A 21,362-nucleotide genomic window follows, 5' to 3' on the forward strand; every position below is an offset into this window, starting at 1 on the left:
CTTCTGCCTTACCCGTCCTATTAATTCGGTATGGTCCAATGGATAGGTTCCAGACCATGTGCATTCAAAAATTGATTGGTCTGCGAGAACGGCTTGCTGCCGAGAAATCCCCGGTGAGCCGAGAACGGACTCGGGTGCGCCGACCGGATTACTTTATGACGGCTCTGGTCGATGTAAGCGCCCTTCTGCTGGGCATGGCTGCCCCATAATATAAAGACCAGCGGCGTTTCCCTTTCGTTCAGTTTCTCCATAATAGCGTCCGTAAAACGTTCCCAGCCCATTCCTTTATGCGAACCCGGCTGGCCCTCGCGCACGGTCAGAACCGCATTGAGCAGCAGCACCCCCTGCTCCGACCAATGCAGCAGAGACCCGTGATTCGGACTAACGGAACCGACATCATCGGCCAGCTCTGCATAAATATTGCGCAGGGACGGCGGAATCCTCACACCGGGCTTCACCGAAAAGCTAAGCCCATGGGCTTGTCCCGCGCCGTGATAAGGATCTTGCCCCAGAATGACGACCCTCGTCCCGCTGTAGGCCGTTAGCTTCAGTGCAGAGAACAGCAGTTCCTTCGGCGGATACACCGTATACTGCTTGTACTCCCTCGCCAGTGTATAGCGCAGCTCCTGAAAATACGGCTTCTGCGTCTCTTCATGCAATACCTCGTCCCAATCATTGCTAAATATCATACGGTTCCCCTCCCATATCTCCCCAAGTAATGGATTCGTTCCCTACTGGGATGCAGGGAGCGCTTCTCTCTTATTTTCTTCCGTAGTCCGCTTTGATCTCTCCCCACAGCCGGGTCTGCCACTTCAGCACCTTGTTATCGTATGTATGCGTCTGAAGCCAGTTCTCCGCCCGGTCGATGAGTCCCCAGATCTCCTCCGTCGTATGGTCCCGGGGAAGGGTGGTTGAAACCTTTTTCTCTCTGACCCATTTCATTGCGTTGACCGAATCACTGTATACCGTCTTGCCGCTGCCTTCTTTCTGCAGAAACGCAAGGGCATGCACAATAGCCAGAAATTCTCCGAGATTATTCGTGCCCTTGCTAATCGGACCGCAGGAGAAGATGACCTCCCCTGTCCGTGTGTCTACCCCTTTATATTCGATAGGACCGGGGTTTCCCCTAGTTCCCACATCAACCGAGATGCTGTCATAATCGATGGGTTCCGCCGCTGTCCGCGCGCCCGTCCGCTTGGAAGTATAGCTTTCCTGAGATCCGCCGGCTGCGCGTCCTTTTTCAGACCCCGTGTTCCCCCAGTTGCCTTTCCAGCCTGCCCGGAACGCTTCCTCAGCCGCAGCCTTCGACTCATAGGATTTGTATTTTGCTCCCGTAAATTGGTCCGTCTGCCGCTTGCATTCCGCCCAAGTTGCGTACACTCCCGGCTTCCGTCCCTCCCATACCACATAATATTTCTGCTTAGCCACGATGCCGGCTCCTTCCTGCAGCATTATTGAATTAATATTAAATTACAAATGAGCAAGACACAACAGGAAATGCAGCCGGTAAACCAAGAGCGGCCTGCCGGATGTTTCGACAAAGGTTCTCCTGTTTAATAACGTAAGTAAGCAATTTGTCGACATACAGTATGATATACAAATTTGATATCTAAAATCTCAAGTAAATTCAAGGTTGTAAACGTTTTACATGAAGATAAATACGAAGCGGTTTAGGACCATGCGGCTATTTTGGGGATTCGAATGATTACGACAAAAACATCTCTTCACTCCTGCCGCAAGTTCCAGTATCATACTATATATACATTACAAAACATACACTTTTGAAGTCAGTAATGTACAATCGCTGGTCGACAAGGTTATGCTGCTAAACTACTATTAGGAGGGGCAATTATGGTTCTCTTATTTCACAATGCTACTGCAGAAAGACTCGAACGTTTATCACGGGATGTTCAGGCAATTAGTGATGAGGCGCGCCAAGCTTCTTACGAAATGTCCGTGGTAAGGAAAACTTCCGGCTCCGGCTATGAATGGGAGGTTACGGTTTACGGAAGGAAGGTAACCGTAACATCGGAAGACATTCTCAAAATCCAAAGTAAGCGCTTAGACTTGAGTATTAAAGACATTTTCAAAGAGGTTGTCGCCTGGAAATTGAAAGCGTTGTCCACATTTCAATCCTAGCTTCCTGCGGCAGCAACATGTGCTCTAGCATTTAGGTAATTGCTCCATCCTAATACGGCAGCCCTCCCCCTTCTGCGGGGGAGGGCTGCGCGCGTTTCCCGGCTTCCCGTCAACTTTTGGTTATACATATTATATACATTTTCCGGATGAGAATGCGCCCAAAGATGAAGCCGTAGGCGCGCTGCAGCGCCTGAAGGAAGCGGGCAAAATCCGGGCGATCGGCGTCTCCAACTTCAATATCGACCAGCTCCGAGTAATCGCCAAGTCGAAGGATACGGAGATCGCTAATCTGGTCCTCGCCTGGTATTTGACCCGGGACGAAATCGATTCGCTTAATCCGGGCGCCAAGAAGCCGGCGCAAATTCTCGCCAACCTCACAACGCTGGATGTCAAGCTGAACGCGGATGAAATCGCGAAGATCGATAGCATTTTCCGCGATTGTTTCAAGGCATTTCAGCCGCTCTCATCCTAAATTTGCCGTCTGCACTGCATGTCAACGTTGATCGGGAAATGAGAGGGGGGCGAACGGATGAAACGGAATTCCTCCCTCTTATTTATCTGAAAACGGCTTAAACAGAGCTTGGAAGGGAATTTCTCCGCTTTATTCAGGTGATTTTGCCGAAGCCATAAGAAATTGGAGAATTAAACCGGAGCTTTTCCCGCTTATCATTCCAGAACGGCCTTTTTTTCGAAAATAAAAGGGACATTTTCCCGTTCGTGCCTGTATCTCCTTAAGATCAAGTGTCTATCTCAGGATTCTCCCTTGTGCCGAAAATCGTTCAATGAAGTCGTGCTCAATTTCCCTGATCCGGTTTACTCAGTACATAGAAAGACCGGTATTGCATAACCTAATCAGCGGACCTGTGCAGAAAGGAATGAGATACCATGGAGGATGTGAGCAGGCTGACAGACCCCAAGGGAAGCGGCGTGGAGCCGATTCCCGATCCCGACAGCCCTCAGTCGAACAGGGAAGGGTCGACCGGCAAGGTGGAAGATATCGTCAGGGGCATTATGGACAATGTAGAGGAAAGTCTGACCGGGAACCGTGATTCACGCCCAGGCGGTAGCGGCAAAGCATAAAGCAGCCGTGTATGAAAAAGCAGCGGATCGAACGTCATTCTGGCGCCGGCCGCTGCTTTATTTTTCTTCCCTTTTTTTCATAAATGTGACCATACTGAAAACCTATTGAAACTTGCGAAACACCGATGTATAATTTAGCAAATTAACGCGCTCCCATATGCTAGTCCAAGAAATCCAGGAGGGAAAGTCATGCCATATACGATTATGAAAAACGCTGAATTTTTCACCGCCGCGCTGGCGCAAAAATACGTGTTCGCTCTGCAGATCGGTCCTGACGGCATGTATTCCCGCGTAGGCGCAGGTCTTGTTCAAATGTTCTCCGATGAGTGTGTCCGTCTTAAAAATTTTGACGGGTCGGTTGTCTTATACTCCAGATCGGACACCAAGTTTCAGCACTAGGTACTTCAATTCGCATTGAAGTACCTATATGGAAAATGGCTTGGCGCATCATCGTTCACTACAGATCAACCATGGCCTCATACCGGTCTTTTGAAAATGGCCACAACATCCCGGGTCTGACCCTGACTGATGCTGGTATCAAAGCAGGAAACAAGCTCCCAGCCGTCATTTCCATAGCTGTTCAACAGATTCTCAAAGTCCTCCTCATCCAGCTTGCCACCCAGAAAGCCGCCCGTCTTGTATTTTACCGTCCGATATTCCCAACGATTCATATTTTTCGCTCCTTATCTAGATAAATGATTCCAGTATCCCTTTTCTCCAGACTCGTAATCACAAAGTATCCGAACAGCACACCGGAGATTACATTGATCTGAGCGGAAGTCAGCAGCAAATAAACTGCGCCCTTCGGCAGCCACTCCATTTTCCACGGCATATACGGATAAACACAGAACAACAGGGCAGGTAAAGCAAGAAAAATCAGCCGATACCCGTTAAAGGTCCAGCGGCCTTTACGGCTGTGTTCTCGAAGTAAAGTCTCAACTCCGATAGCTAAACCGGAAAGGGAGGGAATTAGGGGGTAAAGAAAAACAAGCTGATCGGGGAATGGGAACTTGTAATATTGACTTCGGTATTCGGTAATCTTGCTGACAGCAAACCCCACAAGCAGCAATACAACGACCAGAACTGCCATCTTTAACAGATGAACCAGTACTTTTTTCAAGCGTTCCACCCACTTCGCATATAAAATCATTTTCTAAAATCAAACATCGCTGCCTCACTCTTTTGCCGAGTAAATATCTCACTTGGATAAGGGATTGCGATTTCAGGAATCTGATCCTCTTTATAAAATTGAAATTCCGCAACTTCCCCATCGGTCTCGCCGCGAAGCCCCTCTGTTATACGACACTCAAAGACAATAGCCAGATATTCAACTTTATGGCCATTACTATATTCGTACCTATACTTGTTTCCTCCGAAAACTCCAGCAATCTTGTCAGGAACAACAATGAGTCCTGTTTCCTCACACACTTCCCTGATTACCGCTTCAGCAGGCGCTTCGCCTATTTCGATTGCACCGGCAGGCAGTCCCCAAATGCTTTCGCCCTTTTTGCGTATAAATAAGATTTCATTAAGATCATTTCTAATAATTGCTGCGACCGAAGGCATGAACAGTAAATCCTTGCCCACTTTATTCCTCAGGTTTTGATAATATTCCGACATTGGCATACGGTTTACCCCGCAGTTTTTTTGTTAAAACTCCACATAATCTCCCACTCTTGACTCCAAAATATCTATCAAATCGCTGTCCATGAATCTGTAGTCGTCCGCGATATCCAGACAAATGACCCGTTTATACGCGATTTCGGCTTGAAACTTGGCGCTCAGTCTTCGGAGATGCTTTTTTTCCATGACAAAAATAAGATCCGCCCAGCCGATATGTCCTGCGGTTACCTTTATCCTCGCGTTCTCTTCCGTCCCCGCCGATCTGATTTCATGACCGCCGCGTCCATCAAATAACTTCTCCGCCGTCAGGCTTCTCCATTTGTTCCGACTGCATATAAAAAGAATTTGAATAAGGTTGACCTCCTAAAATGCTATACGCTGTCTCTGCTGACCCATCTCATCCCCGGCGCCGCCTCCGGGCGTTCCTCAAACCCAAACTTTTTGTAAAATCCGGACTTATGCGCCGCCGCAAACAATTGAACCATCAGGATATCCTGTTCTTTGCATTTTTTCAGCAATCTGCTTAGAATACCTGTACCAATGCCCTTACTCTGGTCGTCCGGTAATATAATCAAATCACAGATGAACGCTTGAAAAATGCCATCCGAAATCACCCGGCCCATTCCAACCAGCCGATCCTCCTTAAATGCCGAAACAACGAGCCAACTCTGGCGCAGAGCCGCTTCCAGCTGACCGCTTCCCTTCTTCGTTATCCCCTGCCAGCCAGCGCTTTCCACTAACCGGATAAATTCTTCCCCTGTCGGTATGTACTCGCGGTATATAACAGGCTGCAAATCCTTGGACATGATCATATTCACCTCCGGCCGTTCTTATTATTTCTCCGCGATCCACACCGTCCATCGATCCTGTTCTTGTATCGGTTGGCCGCTTGCCAGACGCTGCCGGGTGAAGGATTGATTATTGTAGTCGTGAAAGTCGATCGGCATTTCTTTACCGCCCTTCCTTAATATCTGGGGCTCATTTCCTTCTCCAAAACATAACTTGCTTCCTTGGCATCCCAGGCGTTCTCGATTCGGACGATTTTAAATCCGCATTTATTAACATAAAAATGATGATTACGCCTTGAAAAGCCTGGAGTTTCCGTTGTCCACTTTTTCGTGTCCGGGTATTTCCTCTCTATTGCTTCCCAAATGCTCAAGCCGACGCCATGACTTTGCAAAGCCGGGTCCACAAATAAATTGCCCAGGAAATTTTCGTTATTCTCATGAATGAAGATAATGACAGCGCCCACTATTCTCTCATCCAGCAGCACTTTAAAAGATTCGGAAGGCGATTCCAGCGCCCAACGTCTTATAAATTCTTCTGTGTCATAGCCTTCCGGACCGCCTTTTTCTTCACCGAGCGAAACCAAAGCGTCATTATCAAAAGACCGGGTCATGATCTCCGTCAACGCTGCAACATCGCTATCCTCAATCGGTTCAAGCTCTAACTTCCAATTCCCCTCCATTTTCCACTGCTCCTTTAAAAATGCTTGCGAAACCCCACCGCATTCTCTTCCTTATAGCCTAACTCTTCGTAGAACTTATGCGCTTCCGTCCGCTGCCCGCCTGATACAAAAATGATATAAGTGCAATCTCTTTCCCTGGCCGCCCGCTCGATTTCCTGCATTAATATTCTACCGACACCTTGTCTTCTGAAACGGCTCGAAACAACGACGTTCTCAATGACCATAAAAGACTTGCATTCTCCCACAAAATCCTGGCAGATGATCCCCATCAGCGAACCAGCCAGCATATCGTCTTGAAAAGCGCCCAGCAGTATGTAGTTGTTATTATTTTGATGCGATTCGAACACGCTGGCCAGCTTGGCCTCATTGCTCTTGTGCCCAGTCAGTTCCTCATACAAGCCGTTTAGCCCGGGTAAATCTTCTTTGCCGATCTTTCTAATGGAAATCATAATAAGCCTGACCCCTTCCCTGCTAAGGCAAACGCTTCGTATAGTTCCTGCACAGTACGTATGCAATACGTCGGCCCAATAGCCTCCATCTCAGCTTCGCTGCCGTACCCGTACAAGATGCCAATCGACGATATTCCGTTGGTATGCGCTCCGATAATGTCATGCTTCCGGTCACCGATCATGACGGTGCTGGCTGTGTTCAGGTTCTCTTTTTCAATGATATGCCGAATGATCTCACTCTTATCCGACAGCGTTCCGTCCAGGTTGCTCCCGACCACCGCATGAAAAAAGTGCTCCAGCTTAAAATGCTTCAATATCCTCTCAGCGAACACAAGCGGCTTCGAAGTCGCTACGATCAGAACGGCCTGCCGCTGAGTGAGCATGCTCAATAGCTCGGGAATGCCAGCGTACAGCTCATTTTCGAAAATGCCCTTGTCCGCAAAATACTCCCGGTAATACTGCACGGCATGCCAGGCATCCTCCTCTGAAAAATCGTAAAACTCCTGAAACGAATAAGCCAGCGGCGGCCCGATGAACGGCTCCAAACGATCCAAATTGTCTTCGATAATCCCAAACTTGGCAAGCGCGTACTGCACGGACTTGGTTATGCCAATCTTCGGGTCCGTCAGCGTTCCGTCCAGATCAAACAAAATATGCGAAAAATTCAAATGATCACCTTCCCGTTCGGCGAATTTAGTCAATCTTACAGTCTCTTCTCAAAACACAGGCTGGACGGGCAATCCGCGTATTCTCCGAACCGGTCAATCTCGCCGTAGCCGTTCTTCTTATAGAAACCGATGGCCTCCGTCTGCTGATCCCCCGTTTCCAGCTTGATTCCCTGATATCCCTGCCTGGCCGCCTCTTCTTCCAGTCGTTCCACAATCCTCCAGGCGATTCCCTTGTTCCGGTACTCCGGCTCCACGAAGAACCGCTTCAGCTCCACGTACTCCTCGTCCAGCTTCTTAATCGCTCCGCATCCGACAGGACGGGAGTCCAGGTAAGCAACAATGAAATAAATTTCATTTACGTAAGGATCTTCGAAATCAACGAGATAAACTTCCTCCGGCGGGTAGAGCTCAAACAGATAGCGGTCAAGCTGTGCAATCAGCAGGGCCAGGTCCGGATGCTCCGGCGCCACCTGCACCAGTTCGGTATTTTCCATGTACAATCTCTCTCCTTGTTATCCGTTCTACATCCAATTTTCCAGCAGAAAAGCATGAATCAATTGTAACGCGCGTTATATTTTTTCTTTGATCACAGCAGCCAATAATCCGAGATATTCCTTCAGCGCCGTTCCAACCGTTCCAATTGAACCAGGGCTAGGCGCCAGCATGCCCGCATACCAAGCCGTTGTGGCGCCGCCGCTTATATGGTAATCGGTCGGATACGGCTGAACCTCCATACCGGTTCGCCGGAACTCCGTAACTGCCCGCGGCATATGAAATGCCGAAGTGACCAGCACCGGGCGGCTCAGCCCGTGCTCCTTCATGAGCGCAGCCGTAAATTCGGCATTCTGCTCCGTGTTCAGCGAACGGTTCTCGATAAGAATACTCCGTTCATCCACTCCCAGTCCGATCAGCTGCCTGCGGGCGATATCGCCTTCGTTGCCGCTATCGGCAAAAACCTGCCCGCCGCTGAACAGCACCGGCAATCCCGTCAGGCGATGCAGCCGAACCGCAGTAACCAGCCGATTGGCCGCCGATCCGCCCAAGCTGCCTTCGCCATCAATGTCGGGCGTTCCTGTCGTTGCTCCGCCTCCGAGCACCACCAGACAATCGCCCTGAAACTGCTCCAGCTCCGGCTGGGCATACCGCGATTCCAGACTACGCATCAGCGGGTTCGCGATCAGCGGCACCGACGTCAAATACAGCAGCAGCGTTACGGAGAGCAGGACCACTGCCGGGCCGCGCTGTTTTTTCCATAACAACCATAATGCCAGCAGCGCCAGCAGCACAACAAATATTCCCGGAGGCAGCACAAAGCTGTAGATAAATTTGATTACATAAATCAATCTTAGGCATCTCCTTTCGATCCAATGAAGCTTATACCAATGTTTTTAACCTGGCTCTGATGATAGATAACAGCTCGTCTTTCTCATCCTGCGGAATCCGTTCGGCCAATCTGGCCGCCGCTGCCGGTAAAATCCACGCATCAATGGTTGAATAACCATACCCGGTTACCCGAAGATATTCTTTAATGTAGGCTGCCTTTATCATGCGAATATTCGAATATATCGGCGGTTCTGCCTTGCCCAATCCGCTTTAAATCGGTCACCTGCATAAACCTCCTAAATTTGCTTCTTGCAACGATATTAGCGAATAGATTCAGAAATGATTAGATCTATCCTTCCTTCATCCGCTTTAAGCTTCGCCTGCCCGCCTATAGGAAACGTCAGCATCGGTGTTGTGTGGCCAAAGTCCACATCCGCAATGACCGGAATAGAGACCAGCTCTTTTTTCGTTTTTATTATTTTTGTTAATAGATCTCTGGTCATTTGCGATGCCTGTTGAAATCTCCCAATAACTAGTCCTTTCACTTTGTTAAAATCAGCCTGGTGAATAAGCGACTGCAGGTCTCTATCGAACGTAGCCGGTGAGGATTCATAATCATCTTCTACAAAAAGAATCGCCCCCGCCAAATCAGGCATAAACATGGTTCCCTGCAGCAGATTGAGCGTACACAAATTTCCGCCGATGATGACGCCGCTCGTATCTCCTTCGTTAATTATATAGGGTCCCTCATTAGGAAAAAACGTACGTCTCTCCTGATCCGCATACCAAGCATCATCACTCCAATAATCGGAGGGCCTGATCTGAATGGATTCATGTCCGGTCATAAGTCGGTTGAAACAGTCAACCGTGTACTCATTCCCCTGTAGCATGCCAAATGTAGAGAAATGCGGTCCAGAATAGGTGATCAAGCCGGTCTGGCTGTAAATCGCGCTGCTTATCGCTGTAATATCCGAATACCCGCATAGACGCTTGGGATTGGACTTTATCAGAGAATAATCTATGTATGGAAGCAGTTGGTTACTATTGAAGCCGCCGATAGCCGTCAGAATCCCTTTTACTTTCGGATCTCTAAATGCGTCATGCAAATCTTCAATTCTTGCTTCTACAGAGGAAGAATCGAATTCATCGCTGTCCATGGAGTATTTGGAGAACGTAACCCGATAACCCAACTGCTCTAATTTCTTTTTTGCCAATTCCCTCTGCTCCACCCGGATCAGACTGAGGCTTCTAGATGGTGCAATAACCCGTATCTCATCGCCTTGTTTTAATTTATCTGCTTGCATACTAAGCCTCCTTTATTCTAACCAAGCCGAATCAGCGTTAAGATAGGAACGCCAAGAATACATACAGCTGAAGCAGCCACTAGAAATATTGTGGTATTTCTTTTTAACTTTACATTGAGGGCCGACTTATACCATCCTCTGAACTGAAAGTAGTTGCGGTATAGAACAAACAGCAGGATGAAATTACCTAGCGTTGTATACCAGCCGTCAATCTCCAGATTGAAAAAAGTGGTAAATACAATCCGCTCCATTCCATAGGCGATGGTCGTGCCCAAAATAAACAGGAGACACATGCGGAGCAACTCCAGCAGAAAGGTTGTCAACTTCATCATAAACCAATCTCACTCCATTTCTGATTATCCCTTTTCATGCTTTCCTCCCGATTCCATTATCCACCTTTATTAACAATTAGGACAGAGGGTGAGGATGCGATTTTCATGAATATGATTAAGGTCTTGACAAGTCGCCGATACTTATTAATAATGATCCGTAAAGAACGTATGTTCGTTTCTGAGTTTGTTTTTTTATTTCGATAAAGGGGCGATAGGTATGGAAAATCAAAAGATTTCGACGTTTCTAATGTTTTCCGGACAAGCCGAGGAAGCCATGAACTTCTACATTTCTTTGTTCGAGCAGTCGGAAATTCTGCATATTCAGCGCTACGGACCTGGCGAGGCAGGAGCGGAAGGAAGCGTGGTGCACGCCATCTTCTCCCTGAATGGCCAGCAGTTTATGTGCATTGACAGCAATACGCCGCATGACTTTACTTTTACACCCGCCATTTCACTCTATGTCAATTGCGAGACCGAGGAAGAGATCGATAATCTGTTTGGAAAGCTGTCCGAGGGGGGCCAGGTGCTTATGCCTCTGGATAAATATCCTTTCAGCGATAAATTCGCCTGGGTCGGCGATAAATTCGGGGTGACTTGGCAACTGAATCTGCTGGGGAAACAGCAATAGATCGAAAATAAGCCACAACTATCTGCTGCAACAAAAAAAGAAGCACAATCATCCTGAAAACTGGTGACGGTGCTTCCCCTTTAACCTATTATTTTTCCTTAAAAAATCTTGCCCGTATTCAAAATGTGGCGGTCATCAAGCGCATTCTTGATCTGCTTCATGGCGGCGATCACCGCCGGGTCCGTCGCTTTCTGGAAATAAGGCTTCTTGCTCAGCCCGATTCCATGCTCGCCCGACGTTAACCCGCCAAGCTCATGGCTTTTTCCGTAGATGCGGCTCATGACGGCTTTTAAATCGTTCCGCCAAGCCTCTGCATCCCGCTCCCCGCGAACGACGCATAAATGCACATTCCCGTCTCCGGCATGGCCGAAGCTGATCAGCTGCACGCCGCTTTCCTGCTCCACTTCATTGGCGTAAGCGATAAAATCCGCCGTCTTGTTGATCGGCACGACGATATCTACCGGCTCCTGCTCGGACACCGCTTCTACCGCCTTGACGAGCGCTCCGCGAACCTTCCAGACCTCGTCAAGGATCGCTTTATCCTCCAGCAGCAGAAAATCGAGCGCTCCATTCCGAACGGCAGTCTGACGCGCGCGCTCCGCATTGGAGCGGACCTCGCTTTCGCTGTTGCCGTCGAAGGACAGCAGAATATACGCCGACGCCTCCGGATATGGAAAAGTGACTCCCATAAACCGCTCGCCCAAGGCAACCACCTTGCGTTCCATGAACTCGATAGCGGTTGGCCCCACGTTCTCGTGAATGAGCCGGATCACGGCGTCAATCCCCGTCTTCAAGCTGTCAAAAGGCACAAGCGCCCCCATTACGAACGCAGGCTTCGGAATAAGCTTCAATACGCATTCGGTGATGATGCCAAGCGTGCCTTCCGAACCGATAAGCAGATGTTTGAGCGACAGCCCCGAGCTGTCCTTCACCACCTTGCCACCGGTGTAAATCACCTCGCCGCTTGGCAGAACCGCTGTCAGCCCGCGCACATAATCCCGCGTCACGCCATACTTGACGGCTCGCATCCCGCCAGCGTTGGTGCTGATGTTGCCGCCGATCGTCGCCTGCTTCTCCCCGGGATCGGGCGGATAGAACAGCCCTCGGGCCTCCACATAGGCTTGCAGATCGGCAAGCAGGACACCCGGCTGGGCCGTAACCGTCAGCGTGTCTTCGTCCAGTTCCACAATCCGGTTCATCAGGGACAGGTCTAGCACGATCCCCCCATGCTCAGGAACGGTAGAACCAACGAGATTCGTCCCCGCCCCGCGCGGCGTCACTTGAACAGAGTTCGCATACGCCCATTTCATCACTTCGCTGACCTCTTCAGTACTGACCGGAAACACCAGAGCGTCGCAGGTTCCCTGCAGGCGTCCCAGATTATCCGTAACGTACTTTTCCGCGATTCCTTCCGTCTTGATCCGTCCCGGATCGGAAATAATGCTGTACAGTTCCTGCAAGAAACCCACCTCTACTTTCTGGTAAATACCCGGGCGCACCAATCGCCGACGAATTGCGCTCCCTGGACAATGACAATCAGCAGAAGGACTGTTGCGATCATCACGCCCGTCTCATAGCGGTAATATCCATACTGGATCGCCAAATCGCCGATCCCGCCGCCGCCGACGAGGCCAGCCATCGCGGAATAACCGATCAGACTGATGACCGTCACGGTCGTTGCCCGGATCAGGCCGGGCATCGCCTCCACAAACAGCACCTTCCGCAAAATCAGACCTAAGCCCGCTCCGGTGGCAATAGCCGCTTCGAGCACGCCTTTATCCACTTCACTGAACGCCCCTTCCACCAGCCGGGCGAAGAACGCGACGGAAGCAAAAGCGAGCGGAACCGAAGCGGCCACCGGCCCGATGGTCGTGTTGACGATCAACTTGGTCAATGGAATGAGAAGAACGAGCAAAATGACGAAAGGGACGGAGCGGATTACATTCACCAGCACGCCCATCACCGCATTAAGCGTCCGTTTGGGAAAGAACAGAGGGCTGGCAGACAAATACAGAATGAGACCGATTAGCAATCCGAACACAAGTGAAGCGGCTAAGGAAATGCCAATCATAATCAGCGTTTCCCAAATCGCGGAGGGCAGCTCTAATTGCAAAATATCCCAGGTGCTATCCATTCAGCTCTCCCCCTTCTTTTGCGGCGGAAATCCGTTCAATTTTAAACACCTGTCCGGAGATATAATCCCGGGCCCTGGCAATTTCCGCTGCGTCCCCGCTCAGCTTGATAAGCAGAATACCTAGCGGTTTGCCTTGAATATATTCGATCTTGCCGTGGAGAATATCGACCAGCACGTCAAATTCCTTCGACACCTTACTGATAAGCGGTTCATAAGCCCGCTCGCCGGTGTAGGTGATCTTCAGCATTTCCTCTTGACCCTTTAGTTCCAAATGCTCCGGCACTTCAATATTCAGCACCCGGGAAACCAAAGACTGGGTCATAGGATGCTGAGGTTCCGTGAAGATTTGGTACGTATCGCCGACCTCTACGATTTCACCTTCCGCCATCACCGCAATGCGGTCAAATAGCTTCCGGGCCACGTCCATCTCATGCGTAATAAACACAATCGTAATCGGATTGTCCCGGTTGATGCGCCGTAAAATCCGGATGATCTCTTCCGTATTCTCCAGGTCGAGCGCCGAGGTCGCCTCGTCGCACAGCAGAATTTCCGGATCGTTCGCGAGCGCACGGGCAATCGCCACCCGCTGCTTCTGCCCGCCGCTCAAATTGGCCGGATACACCTGGGCCTTGTCCGACAGATTGACCTGCTCAAGCAGTTCAAGCACCCGGGCGCGAATCTTCTCCTTGGGATAATTGTTCGCTTTGAGCGCGAACGCAATGTTGTCGTACACCGTCGCTCCGCTGATCAAGTTGAAGTGTTGAAAGATCATGCCTATTTTCAATCTAACATTGCGCAGCGCGGCGCCTTTGAACCGGGTAATATCCTGACCGCCTACAATGACTTGGCCGGAAGCGGGCGGCTGCAGGAGATTGATTACCCTAACCAAAGTGCTCTTCCCGGCTCCGCTCGGCCCGACAATCCCGAAGATTTCGCCTTTGCCTACGGTTATGGACGCTTCTTTGACCGCGTGCATTCTCCGGCCCTTTTGCTTAAAGATCACGTTCACTTTATCTAGAACAATCACTACGAGCACCCTTTCCTGCAATCAACACCGTTCATGCCATGCTGTCCAGCTGATTGATTACTTGCTGTATTTAGTTGTATACCATTCCGGTTTGTCAAAAGCTTTGAAAATTCCGTCCGCATCTTCAATCGCTTGATGGAACTCTTCCGACTCGACCGCCGCTTTCAGATCCTTGCCCAGCTGGCCGTCAATATCCGGAGTCCGCACCGCAACGACGTTCTTGTAATCCTCCGTCAGCTTCTCGACAGCGAGCGCGCTTGCGAGGTCAAGCTTTGCCGCAATGGCAAAGTTTCCGGGAATCAGACCGATAGCCACGCTGTCCAGGCTGCGCGAGATTTGGGCTGCATCCATCGTTACAAACTCCAGGTTATGCGGATTTTCCGATACGTCATGCACAGTGGCTTTGGTCGGGTCCACGTCGGCTTTCAGGTCAATCAAACCGAGCGCCTTTAGGAAGCGCAGCGAGCGCGCCAGATTGGAAGCGTCGACGGCAATCGCTACCTTGGCACCGTGCGGAAGGTCCGCCATATTTTTTACCGAGTTGGAGTATACGCCCATGCCCGCTGTCGGAACCGAGATCACCTTGCCGATGTCCAGCTTGTTGTCCGCAGCGAATTTCGTCAGATATACCGTGTGCTGCATCAGATTGGCGTCGATTTCTCCGCTGCCCAGCGCTTGGTCCGGCTGCACATAGTCCGAAAATTGAACGACTTCAATCTTGTAGCCCTGCTTTTCCATATAAGGAGCAATCGCTTTGGTGATCATATCGCCATAAGGGCCGGGAGACACGCCAATCTTGATGTCCTTCTTCGTCTCCGCCGATGCGCCCCCATCCGCAGCTTTCTCATTGCCGCCGCAAGCGGCGAGCAGAAGTCCCATCAGGGAAACAACCAGTGTAATGACCAACCCTTTTTTTATCTTGTTCATTTGTCTGTTCCTCTCGTTCTCATTTATTTTAAATTCGTTATTTCCGTGCCCCGGTAAGCCTCAAGCTTTTCCAGCCGTTTGAGCGCCTCGACCAGCGTCTCTTCCTTCTTGGCAAAATGAAACCGGATATACTGGCGCACGTCCTCCCGGAAAAAGCTTGAACCCGGAACAGCGGCCACTCCAATCTCTTTTGCCAGCCACTCGCAGAACTTGTAATCATCCGGCTCGCCGAACTCGCTGATATCCACCAGTACATAATACGCCCCTTGGGGCTTGTAATACTTGAGACCGATCCGGTCCAGCCCGTCCAGGAACAGCGTCCGCTTCCGCTCATAAACTTTAGTAAGCTCTTCATAATATGCGTCGTCCATTTCGAGCCCCTTCACCGCCGCTTTCTGCAAGGGAGCAGCTGCTCCGACAGTGAGGAAATCATGCACCTTGCGGCAGACCTCAATAACATGAGCCGGACCGATAATGTACCCCAGTCTCCAGCCGGTGATCGAATACGTCTTGGACAGCGAGCTGCAGGACAGCGTACGCTCAAACATGCCGGGCAGAGAGGCCATGTACGTATGCACATGCGGCTCGTACACAATATGCTCGTAGACTTCATCCGTAATCACGAACGTGTCAAATTCTACCGCGAGCCGGGCAATCTCCTCCAGTTCCTCACGCGTGAACACTTTTCCTGTCGGGTTGGACGGATTACACAAGACAATCGCCTTAACTCCCTGTTCAAAAGCGTTCCGCAATTTTGCAGAGTCAAACTGGAATTCCGGCGGGGCGAGCGGCACATAAATGGGGGTTACACCGGTCAAAATCGCATCCGCCGTATAATTTTCATAGAACGGAGAGAACACGATAACCTTGTCGCCCGGGTTGCACACCGTCATCATTGCCGCCATCATCGCTTCGGTGCTGCCGCAGGTCACGACAATATTCGTTGCCGGATCTACAGGAATACCCATCAGCTTTGTCTGCTTGAGCGCAAGCTTCTCCCGGAACAACTCGGAACCCCACGTAATCTCATACTGATGGGGGCCGTCGTCCGCGACTTTCCGCAGCTCCTCCGTCAGTTCGCGGGGCGGATCGAAATCCGGGAAGCCCTGGGATAAATTAATGGCATCATACTCTCTGGCTACACGGGTCATTTTGCGAATAATCGATTCGGTAAATCCGTCCAGCCTATTGCTTAATTCCGGCATCACCTTGGCTCCTTTTCTCTAAACATCCCGTCCAATGGTACAAATTTACACTTTTTATTTAAACATACCATTTTTGTCGGATTAACGACTTAAAGTATAGAATCCCCGCTGTGTCTTGTCAATGCTTTTTCCCCAACTTCATACCTTAACCGGATCATATCCCGGCACTGTATGCCGTTCTCATAGATGGCTTCCGTATAGTTTCGGATAAAAAAATCGCGGTCAACGCCAATGATCCGAAATCCGCATTTTTGATAAAGCGCCAGTTGTTGAAGACTGGAGTTCCCCGTGCCAATCTCGATGTTCCGGGCTCCAGGCGCTTTCGCTATTTCAATTGCAGCTTGCAGCAATCTTGTCCCAATCCCCTTGTCCTGAGCGTCTTCCCTTACGGCGATATTCATAATCTCAACGGTCTCCGCATCCCTCAGCAGCAGCACGAAGACGCCAACCGGCTTCTGCGGCAATGCCTCTTCGGGCAGCACGGCAATGTAACAGGTTCCCTGCTTCAGATAGCGGTCGACCATCTCACGGGACGGGTCGGCGAGCAGCAGCAGTTCATAAGGCGGCGTTTCGTCAGAGTCCAACAACCGAATGTAAAAATCTCGTTCCGGAGCAAGTTCCCCCATCATTAACACATCACCTTCGCATTATTCGCCCTCCGGCTTCTCCTATATATTTATCTCTTCCATAAGCTGCTGGGATATCTCGTCTGTTTAATGAGAACCTCCATAAGAAACGTAAGCCACGTTTTAATTCAAGTGCCTTCAACAAAGCTATATTATACGATACTTTCAATTGGCATGAAGTAACAGACCACGTCATAACAGGCAACTTTGGTGTCGATTTTTCCACACTTATTAAGAAATTGGAGAAGGGTGAATACAATGAAGAAACCCATGGAGAGAATGAATTTTTCTCCGTGGGTTTTTATATTGGGTGAACACTTGAATCCGCTGGCTTCTCCCGTTCAAAGGTGTATAATAAAGTGGAATATTCATTCCGATTCATTAATACCTCTGAATATGAAGGAGAACGAGCATGGATAACTTGACAAGCGCCGACTTTTCGGCGCCGAGCAACCGCAAAGATGCAAATAAAAATACACAGCGAGTGCTGTCTGCCGCCCATAAGTTGTTTGCCGATAAAGGAATCGAGGCTACAATGGAGGAGATTGCCTCCGAAGCAGGCGTTGGCGTAGGGACTGTACAAAGACGTTTTTCAAGCAAAACGAGGCTTGCCGCGGCTGTTGTGACCGATGTGTTCCTGAAAGTGAAAGAGAAACAGCTTGAAGTAGTACAGATGGCGGTTCCGGCCGACCGTAAAATGCGGCTGCTGTTCGAAATTTTCTCCGCTTCCCACCGGCAGTATGGGAAAATCCACAGCTTAGGGCTTCACTTGGCAACTGCCGGAGAATTGGGCGATGATATGAAAACCTCTTTAATGTCGGGACTTGAAGGGGGCGTGTGGAAGGTTATTATACAGGGCCAAGACGAGGGCCTGTTTAGAGAAGGAGATCCGGTATTAATGGAACTGCTTATTATCAACATGATCAACCCGGACCTTATTCTCAAATTGAACGAACGGATTCCGGCAGATGAGATCCCAAAGTGTGTTACGGACATGATTCTTCTAGGTCTAACCCGTAGGTAAACGCTTGAAAACACAACAAAAGGCTCCTTTCTCGAAAGTGAGCCTTTTTAGTCAATCATTTATATCCCTCATTATCACTTCGCAACTACACCCATCGAAATCGAAATGCGGTTCCAGCTATTCATCTGGTTGATCAGCATAATGAGATCCACATATTCTCTCTCACTGTAGTGCTCGCGCACACGATGATACAGCTCTTCCGGAACACGCTTCGCCTGGACCAGAGTAACATGCTCGGCGAGCTCCAGGGCAGCCTTCTCGGCATCGGAGTAGAAGGCGCATTCTCCCCACGCGCTGACGCAGAATATGCGCTGCTCCGTCTCTCCTATCTTCCGTGCATCGGCACTGTGCATATTTAGGCAGAAAGCACAGCCGTTAATTTGAGAGACGCGGATCTTGATAAGCTCACGAAGCCTCGGGTCGAGTTCAATAGCCGCAATATATTTCTCCATTTCCATCATAATCTTAAACGCTTCAGGAGCTATTTTGTAATAATTCATCCGTTGTTCCATGATTAAACCCTCCATTCAAATTTGGTTGCTGATTTAAAACGGAATTAATAATCCGTTTCTTGAATACATTATAACTCCCTTATCGAAAAGCGTCAATAAAACGGAATATAAATTCCATTTTTCACACTCTCTCGTTTACATATCCCCCCCGGGGGGATAAAATAAAGCTAATATCCATCCCCATCAACTAATAACGGAGGAAATACCGTGTCATCGAACTTGCTGGAGACCGCGCATGAAACCCGAGGGCAGAAAGCCAAAATCATACTGGCATTAGCTATCCCGGCTATGATTGAGAATTTTTTTCAAACGGTCGTTGGATTTGTCGATACATTGTTTGTATCTAAGCTTGGATTGACAGAGGTTGCAGCCGTCGGTGTGACCAATGCGATCTTAGCGGTTTACATAGCTGTGTTTATGGCGCTTGGTGTAGGCACCTCTTCCATGATCGCAAAAAGTGTGGGAGCAGGGGATTTTGACAAAGCTAAAGCCATTGCCAAACAGTCAACATGGGCAGGCTTGGCGGCGGGATTATTTTTTGGAATAGTTACGTTCTTCTTTGCTGAATCCTTATTGCGTGTCATGGGAGCGGAGCCGAATGTAGTAGCTGAAGGGGTAAAGTATTTCCGTATTGTTGCGGTACCCTCAATTCTGATTTCGTTAATGACGGTATTTGGCAGCATATTAAGGGCGGCGGGCAATACCAAGACCCCTATGAAGATCGGACTGTGGATTAACGTCTTTCATATTCCTCTGGATTATGTACTCATTTTCGGGATTCCCGGATTCGACGGTCTTGGCATTACAGGTGCGGCGTGGGCGACTACGATGGTGCGGATTGCGGGTACGGTTCTTCTGTATCTTCACATTCGGAAGACGAGGTTATCTTTCCCGATTACCCAGGGGTTCATTTTTAATCGTGAATTTGCTTTACCTTTATTGAAATTGTCCACACCTGCTGCTATTGAACGGCTTATCATGCGTTTCGGCCAGGTGCTGTACTTCGGCTTAATTGTCCGGATCAGCACCGAGACCTATGCCGCTCACACCATAGCAGGCAATATCGAGGTGTTCTCTTATATGCCCGGGTATGGCTTAGCGGTAGCGGCAGCTACGCTTGTAGGGCAGAGCTTAGGGGCGAAACGTCAAGATGACGCCTACCAATTTGGAAAAATAGCCGCCGTGATCGCTGTCCTGTTCATGTCCTTCGTGGGTGTTCTGTTATTCTTCCTATCCCCTGCCGCCGCAGCATGGTTTACAGACGAGATGGAGGTTCGCGGTATGGTCATTACAGCCCTGCGTATTGATGCATTCGCCCAGCCCTTCCTGGCGATCGGATTAGTGTTAGCAGGAGCATTGCAGGGCGCGGGAGACACCAAAAGTCCACTATATAGCACAACTATAGGCATGTGGCTCATTCGGGTTATAGGCGTTTATGTTCTGGGGATTTCGATGGGGCTTGGAATCGCGGGAGTATGGCTGTCTATTGCAATAGACTTGGTTGTGAGGGCTTTGTTCTTAATGTATCGTTTCAACAAGAAACTTGCCTGACTCCCGCGCTTCATTAATTCTGAACTACATTAGACGAAACCATTTCTTCGTATCCGGGAGTGCTGCTTTTCAAAAATTGTTCATGTTCCTTCATGAAAAGCCTTCCCTTTCTGCAGTAAAATACCTCTGTACATACCGCCAAGCATAACTCCTTCATCGATTTGGATAGTAAAGTGATTCTGGTACGGGGAGGAAATTTGTTCAAAACTCCGTCCAATGTCTGTACCCATAACCGCAATAATAGGTCGGAGAAAAACCATTGGTTTCGGCAGTTTCCCACTACGGGATGCAAATTTATCCATTATAATGATTTGCCCTCCGTGCTTTGTTACGCGAACCATTTCGCTGAAGCATTTACCGGCATCAGGAACAACCGATAAAATTAAGTTTGCAATAACGGCATCGAAATGACCTTCTGGAAATGAAAGTCGTTGTGCGTCCATCTCAAGAAAGTCAACTTCATTCGAAGGATCCTTTTTTCGAGCCTGGGCAAGCATTTCCTTAGAAAGGTCGACAGCTGAAATCTTTATATTTAGGCCCAAAAGGTACGAAAGGTCAGCACCAGTACCAACACCCACAAGCAGAACCCTGCTTCCTTTCTTAATTTTTGCCTTTTGGAAAATTCTCTTTCGTGCAGATCGGAATGGCGGCGAGTTGAAAAAAATATCGTAGACGGGCGACCAAGCCTTATAAACCAACCTGTTCCATTGATTGTTCATTCGATTTGCTACCTTTCTTACTCTCTATTTTGTCTGCGGATGAACAAGTTAATGTTTCTACCGTCTCACAATATGAAACTAAGGACTTTACGGGTTGTAAAGCTATATCGAACATGCGGAGAAGGCTAATGATATCTGGGGAGGCCCCGATCTCTTCGATGAGCTGTGATACTGTCTTCCCCTCTTGTTTTAACATTCGCTAATATTTTAGTCAATTTGAATAACCGAAACAGGGTGATATCGTTGAAATTTCGTGAATCCGGAATGCCTTCCGAAGCATTATGGGATACATTTTTTGACCCTTCGGAGACACTCCGCTTAATGGATTTACCGCAAGATGCTCGGATATGGATTGATATTGGTTGCGGTTACGGTACTTTCTTAGTCCCTGGAAGTGCCATGATTAGCGGGAGAGCAATCTTCATTGTGAAAATCCAAACGAATTATTGGACTTAGCTTTCCGTCTGTTGAGAGCTGGGGGCAACTTAGGTGTAATCCACTGGAAGCGGGAACCTGCACCTAGAGGTCCATCTTTGGAGATACGGCCTGATCCGAAAGTTATCATCTCGTGGGCTAAAGATCATTGATAAGTTTTTTGTTAAACGAAGAACAATAGCAACATG

28 protein-coding genes and 2 pseudogenes are annotated in these 21,362 nt (G+C 49.1%); 8 read left to right on the forward strand and 22 right to left on the reverse strand.

What is annotated here, in order from left to right:
- Positions 1 to 20: 20 nt before the first annotated feature.
- A complete protein-coding gene (locus VK70_RS14160; RefSeq protein ID WP_025693679.1) occupies positions 21 to 686 on the reverse strand; it encodes a uracil-DNA glycosylase in 666 nt (221 codons plus the stop codon).
- Positions 687 to 759: 73 nt separating this feature from the next.
- Positions 760 to 1,428: a ribonuclease H gene (rnhA, locus tag VK70_RS14165; RefSeq protein WP_025693680.1), complete on the reverse strand. Its 669-nt coding sequence runs from the start codon at positions 1,426 to 1,428 to the stop codon at positions 760 to 762.
- Between the two features lie 423 nt (positions 1,429 to 1,851).
- On the opposite strand from rnhA, the gene VK70_RS14170 reads away from it, so the two are divergent.
- The 4 genes and pseudogenes from VK70_RS14170 to VK70_RS14185 all read left to right on the forward strand — a co-directional run bounded on the left by VK70_RS14170 (position 1,852) and on the right by VK70_RS14185 (position 3,618).
- Complete coding sequence (locus VK70_RS14170; protein WP_025693681.1) at positions 1,852 to 2,139, forward strand: hypothetical protein; 288 nt, start codon at positions 1,852 to 1,854, stop codon at positions 2,137 to 2,139.
- A 127-nt stretch (positions 2,140 to 2,266) separates the two neighbouring features.
- Positions 2,267 to 2,611: pseudogene (locus tag VK70_RS27240) on the forward strand (aldo/keto reductase); the annotation flags it as partial.
- Between the two features lie 413 nt (positions 2,612 to 3,024).
- A complete protein-coding gene (locus tag VK70_RS14180; protein WP_025693683.1) occupies positions 3,025 to 3,219 on the forward strand; it encodes a hypothetical protein in 195 nt (64 codons plus the stop codon).
- 189 nt (positions 3,220 to 3,408) lie between these two features.
- On the forward strand, positions 3,409 to 3,618 hold the full coding sequence (locus tag VK70_RS14185; RefSeq protein ID WP_025693684.1) for a hypothetical protein: 210 nt from the start codon (positions 3,409 to 3,411) through the stop codon (positions 3,616 to 3,618).
- 77 nt (positions 3,619 to 3,695) lie between these two features.
- Here VK70_RS14185 and VK70_RS14190 read toward each other — a convergent pair whose 3' ends face one another.
- The 12 genes from VK70_RS14190 to VK70_RS14250 form a co-directional block, all read right to left on the reverse strand.
- Complete coding sequence (locus tag VK70_RS14190; protein WP_025693685.1) at positions 3,696 to 3,890, reverse strand: DUF4177 domain-containing protein; 195 nt, start codon at positions 3,888 to 3,890, stop codon at positions 3,696 to 3,698.
- Positions 3,887 to 4,339: a hypothetical protein gene (locus VK70_RS14195; protein ID WP_155986849.1), complete on the reverse strand. Its 453-nt coding sequence runs from the start codon at positions 4,337 to 4,339 to the stop codon at positions 3,887 to 3,889. Before VK70_RS14195 ends, VK70_RS14190 begins: the two co-directional genes overlap by 4 nt.
- A 26-nt stretch (positions 4,340 to 4,365) precedes the next feature.
- Complete coding sequence (locus tag VK70_RS14200; RefSeq protein WP_025693688.1) at positions 4,366 to 4,845, reverse strand: NUDIX domain-containing protein; 480 nt, start codon at positions 4,843 to 4,845, stop codon at positions 4,366 to 4,368.
- A gap of 24 nt (positions 4,846 to 4,869) precedes the next feature.
- On the reverse strand, positions 4,870 to 5,193 hold the full coding sequence (locus tag VK70_RS14205) for a low molecular weight protein tyrosine phosphatase family protein (RefSeq protein WP_025693689.1): 324 nt from the start codon (positions 5,191 to 5,193) through the stop codon (positions 4,870 to 4,872).
- Between the two features lie 20 nt (positions 5,194 to 5,213).
- Positions 5,214 to 5,648, reverse strand: a complete 435-nt coding sequence (locus tag VK70_RS14210; RefSeq protein WP_036637929.1) for a GNAT family N-acetyltransferase — start codon at positions 5,646 to 5,648, stop codon at positions 5,214 to 5,216.
- A gap of 158 nt (positions 5,649 to 5,806) precedes the next feature.
- Positions 5,807 to 6,310 (reverse strand): GNAT family N-acetyltransferase, encoded by a 504-nt coding sequence (locus VK70_RS14215; protein WP_025693692.1) that lies wholly within the window; start codon positions 6,308 to 6,310, stop codon positions 5,807 to 5,809.
- A gap of 14 nt (positions 6,311 to 6,324) precedes the next feature.
- Entirely contained in the window at positions 6,325 to 6,759 is a 435-nt protein-coding gene (locus tag VK70_RS14220; RefSeq protein WP_025693693.1) for a GNAT family N-acetyltransferase, read from the reverse strand.
- On the reverse strand, positions 6,756 to 7,460 hold the full coding sequence (locus VK70_RS14225) for an HAD family hydrolase (RefSeq protein ID WP_233277689.1): 705 nt from the start codon (positions 7,458 to 7,460) through the stop codon (positions 6,756 to 6,758). Before VK70_RS14225 ends, VK70_RS14220 begins: the two co-directional genes overlap by 4 nt.
- Before the next feature lie 2 nt (positions 7,461 to 7,462).
- A complete protein-coding gene (locus tag VK70_RS14230; RefSeq protein ID WP_025693695.1) occupies positions 7,463 to 7,921 on the reverse strand; it encodes a GNAT family N-acetyltransferase in 459 nt (152 codons plus the stop codon).
- Positions 7,922 to 7,996: 75 nt separating this feature from the next.
- A complete protein-coding gene (locus VK70_RS14235; RefSeq protein ID WP_025693696.1) occupies positions 7,997 to 8,770 on the reverse strand; it encodes a YdcF family protein in 774 nt (257 codons plus the stop codon).
- A gap of 300 nt (positions 8,771 to 9,070) precedes the next feature.
- Positions 9,071 to 10,054, reverse strand: a complete 984-nt coding sequence (locus VK70_RS14245; protein WP_025693698.1) for a S66 family peptidase — start codon at positions 10,052 to 10,054, stop codon at positions 9,071 to 9,073.
- Between the two features lie 17 nt (positions 10,055 to 10,071).
- Positions 10,072 to 10,386: a hypothetical protein gene (locus VK70_RS14250; RefSeq protein ID WP_025693699.1), complete on the reverse strand. Its 315-nt coding sequence runs from the start codon at positions 10,384 to 10,386 to the stop codon at positions 10,072 to 10,074.
- A 211-nt stretch (positions 10,387 to 10,597) separates the two neighbouring features.
- Between VK70_RS14250 and VK70_RS14255 the strand changes: the two genes are divergently transcribed.
- Positions 10,598 to 11,014 (forward strand): VOC family protein, encoded by a 417-nt coding sequence (locus VK70_RS14255; protein WP_025693700.1) that lies wholly within the window; start codon positions 10,598 to 10,600, stop codon positions 11,012 to 11,014.
- A gap of 98 nt (positions 11,015 to 11,112) precedes the next feature.
- Here the strand turns inward: VK70_RS14255 and VK70_RS14260 are convergent, their stop codons facing one another.
- From VK70_RS14260 to VK70_RS14285, 6 genes are all read right to left on the reverse strand, one after another.
- A complete protein-coding gene (locus VK70_RS14260) occupies positions 11,113 to 12,474 on the reverse strand; it encodes an FAD-binding oxidoreductase (protein WP_025693702.1) in 1,362 nt (453 codons plus the stop codon).
- Positions 12,475 to 12,485: 11 nt separating this feature from the next.
- Complete coding sequence (locus tag VK70_RS14265; protein ID WP_025693703.1) at positions 12,486 to 13,148, reverse strand: methionine ABC transporter permease; 663 nt, start codon at positions 13,146 to 13,148, stop codon at positions 12,486 to 12,488.
- Positions 13,141 to 14,175 (reverse strand): methionine ABC transporter ATP-binding protein, encoded by a 1,035-nt coding sequence (locus tag VK70_RS14270; protein WP_025693704.1) that lies wholly within the window; start codon positions 14,173 to 14,175, stop codon positions 13,141 to 13,143. Before VK70_RS14270 ends, VK70_RS14265 begins: the two co-directional genes overlap by 8 nt.
- 57 nt (positions 14,176 to 14,232) lie before the next feature.
- The gene (locus VK70_RS14275; protein ID WP_025693705.1) at positions 14,233 to 15,102 is read right to left on the reverse strand and encodes a MetQ/NlpA family ABC transporter substrate-binding protein; all 870 of its coding nucleotides are present in this window, start codon (positions 15,100 to 15,102) and stop codon (positions 14,233 to 14,235) included.
- Positions 15,103 to 15,125: 23 nt separating this feature from the next.
- Entirely contained in the window at positions 15,126 to 16,307 is a 1,182-nt protein-coding gene (locus VK70_RS14280) for a pyridoxal phosphate-dependent aminotransferase (protein ID WP_025693706.1), read from the reverse strand.
- Between the two features lie 89 nt (positions 16,308 to 16,396).
- Positions 16,397 to 16,936: a GNAT family N-acetyltransferase gene (locus VK70_RS14285; RefSeq protein WP_411431678.1), complete on the reverse strand. Its 540-nt coding sequence runs from the start codon at positions 16,934 to 16,936 to the stop codon at positions 16,397 to 16,399.
- A gap of 80 nt (positions 16,937 to 17,016) precedes the next feature.
- On the opposite strand from VK70_RS14285, the pseudogene VK70_RS28930 reads away from it, so the two are divergent.
- Positions 17,017 to 17,247, forward strand: a pseudogene (locus VK70_RS28930) (hypothetical protein); the annotation flags it as partial.
- 98 nt (positions 17,248 to 17,345) lie between these two features.
- Positions 17,346 to 17,957 (forward strand): TetR/AcrR family transcriptional regulator, encoded by a 612-nt coding sequence (locus VK70_RS14290; protein WP_025693708.1) that lies wholly within the window; start codon positions 17,346 to 17,348, stop codon positions 17,955 to 17,957.
- A gap of 74 nt (positions 17,958 to 18,031) precedes the next feature.
- Here VK70_RS14290 and VK70_RS14295 read toward each other — a convergent pair whose 3' ends face one another.
- A complete protein-coding gene (locus VK70_RS14295) occupies positions 18,032 to 18,469 on the reverse strand; it encodes a carboxymuconolactone decarboxylase family protein (RefSeq protein ID WP_025693710.1) in 438 nt (145 codons plus the stop codon).
- Positions 18,470 to 18,676: 207 nt separating this feature from the next.
- On the opposite strand from VK70_RS14295, the gene VK70_RS14300 reads away from it, so the two are divergent.
- Positions 18,677 to 20,020, forward strand: coding sequence for an MATE family efflux transporter (locus tag VK70_RS14300; RefSeq protein WP_025693711.1), 1,344 nt, complete (start codon positions 18,677 to 18,679; stop codon positions 20,018 to 20,020).
- An 80-nt stretch (positions 20,021 to 20,100) separates the two neighbouring features.
- Here VK70_RS14300 and VK70_RS14305 read toward each other — a convergent pair whose 3' ends face one another.
- Positions 20,101 to 20,739, reverse strand: a complete 639-nt coding sequence (locus VK70_RS14305) for a class I SAM-dependent methyltransferase (RefSeq protein ID WP_025693712.1) — start codon at positions 20,737 to 20,739, stop codon at positions 20,101 to 20,103.
- Positions 20,740 to 21,362: the final 623 nt, after the last annotated feature.

Source organism: Paenibacillus durus ATCC 35681 (assembly GCF_000993825.1).
Taxonomy (GTDB): Bacteria; Bacillota; Bacilli; order Paenibacillales; family Paenibacillaceae; genus Paenibacillus_AQ; species Paenibacillus_AQ durus_B.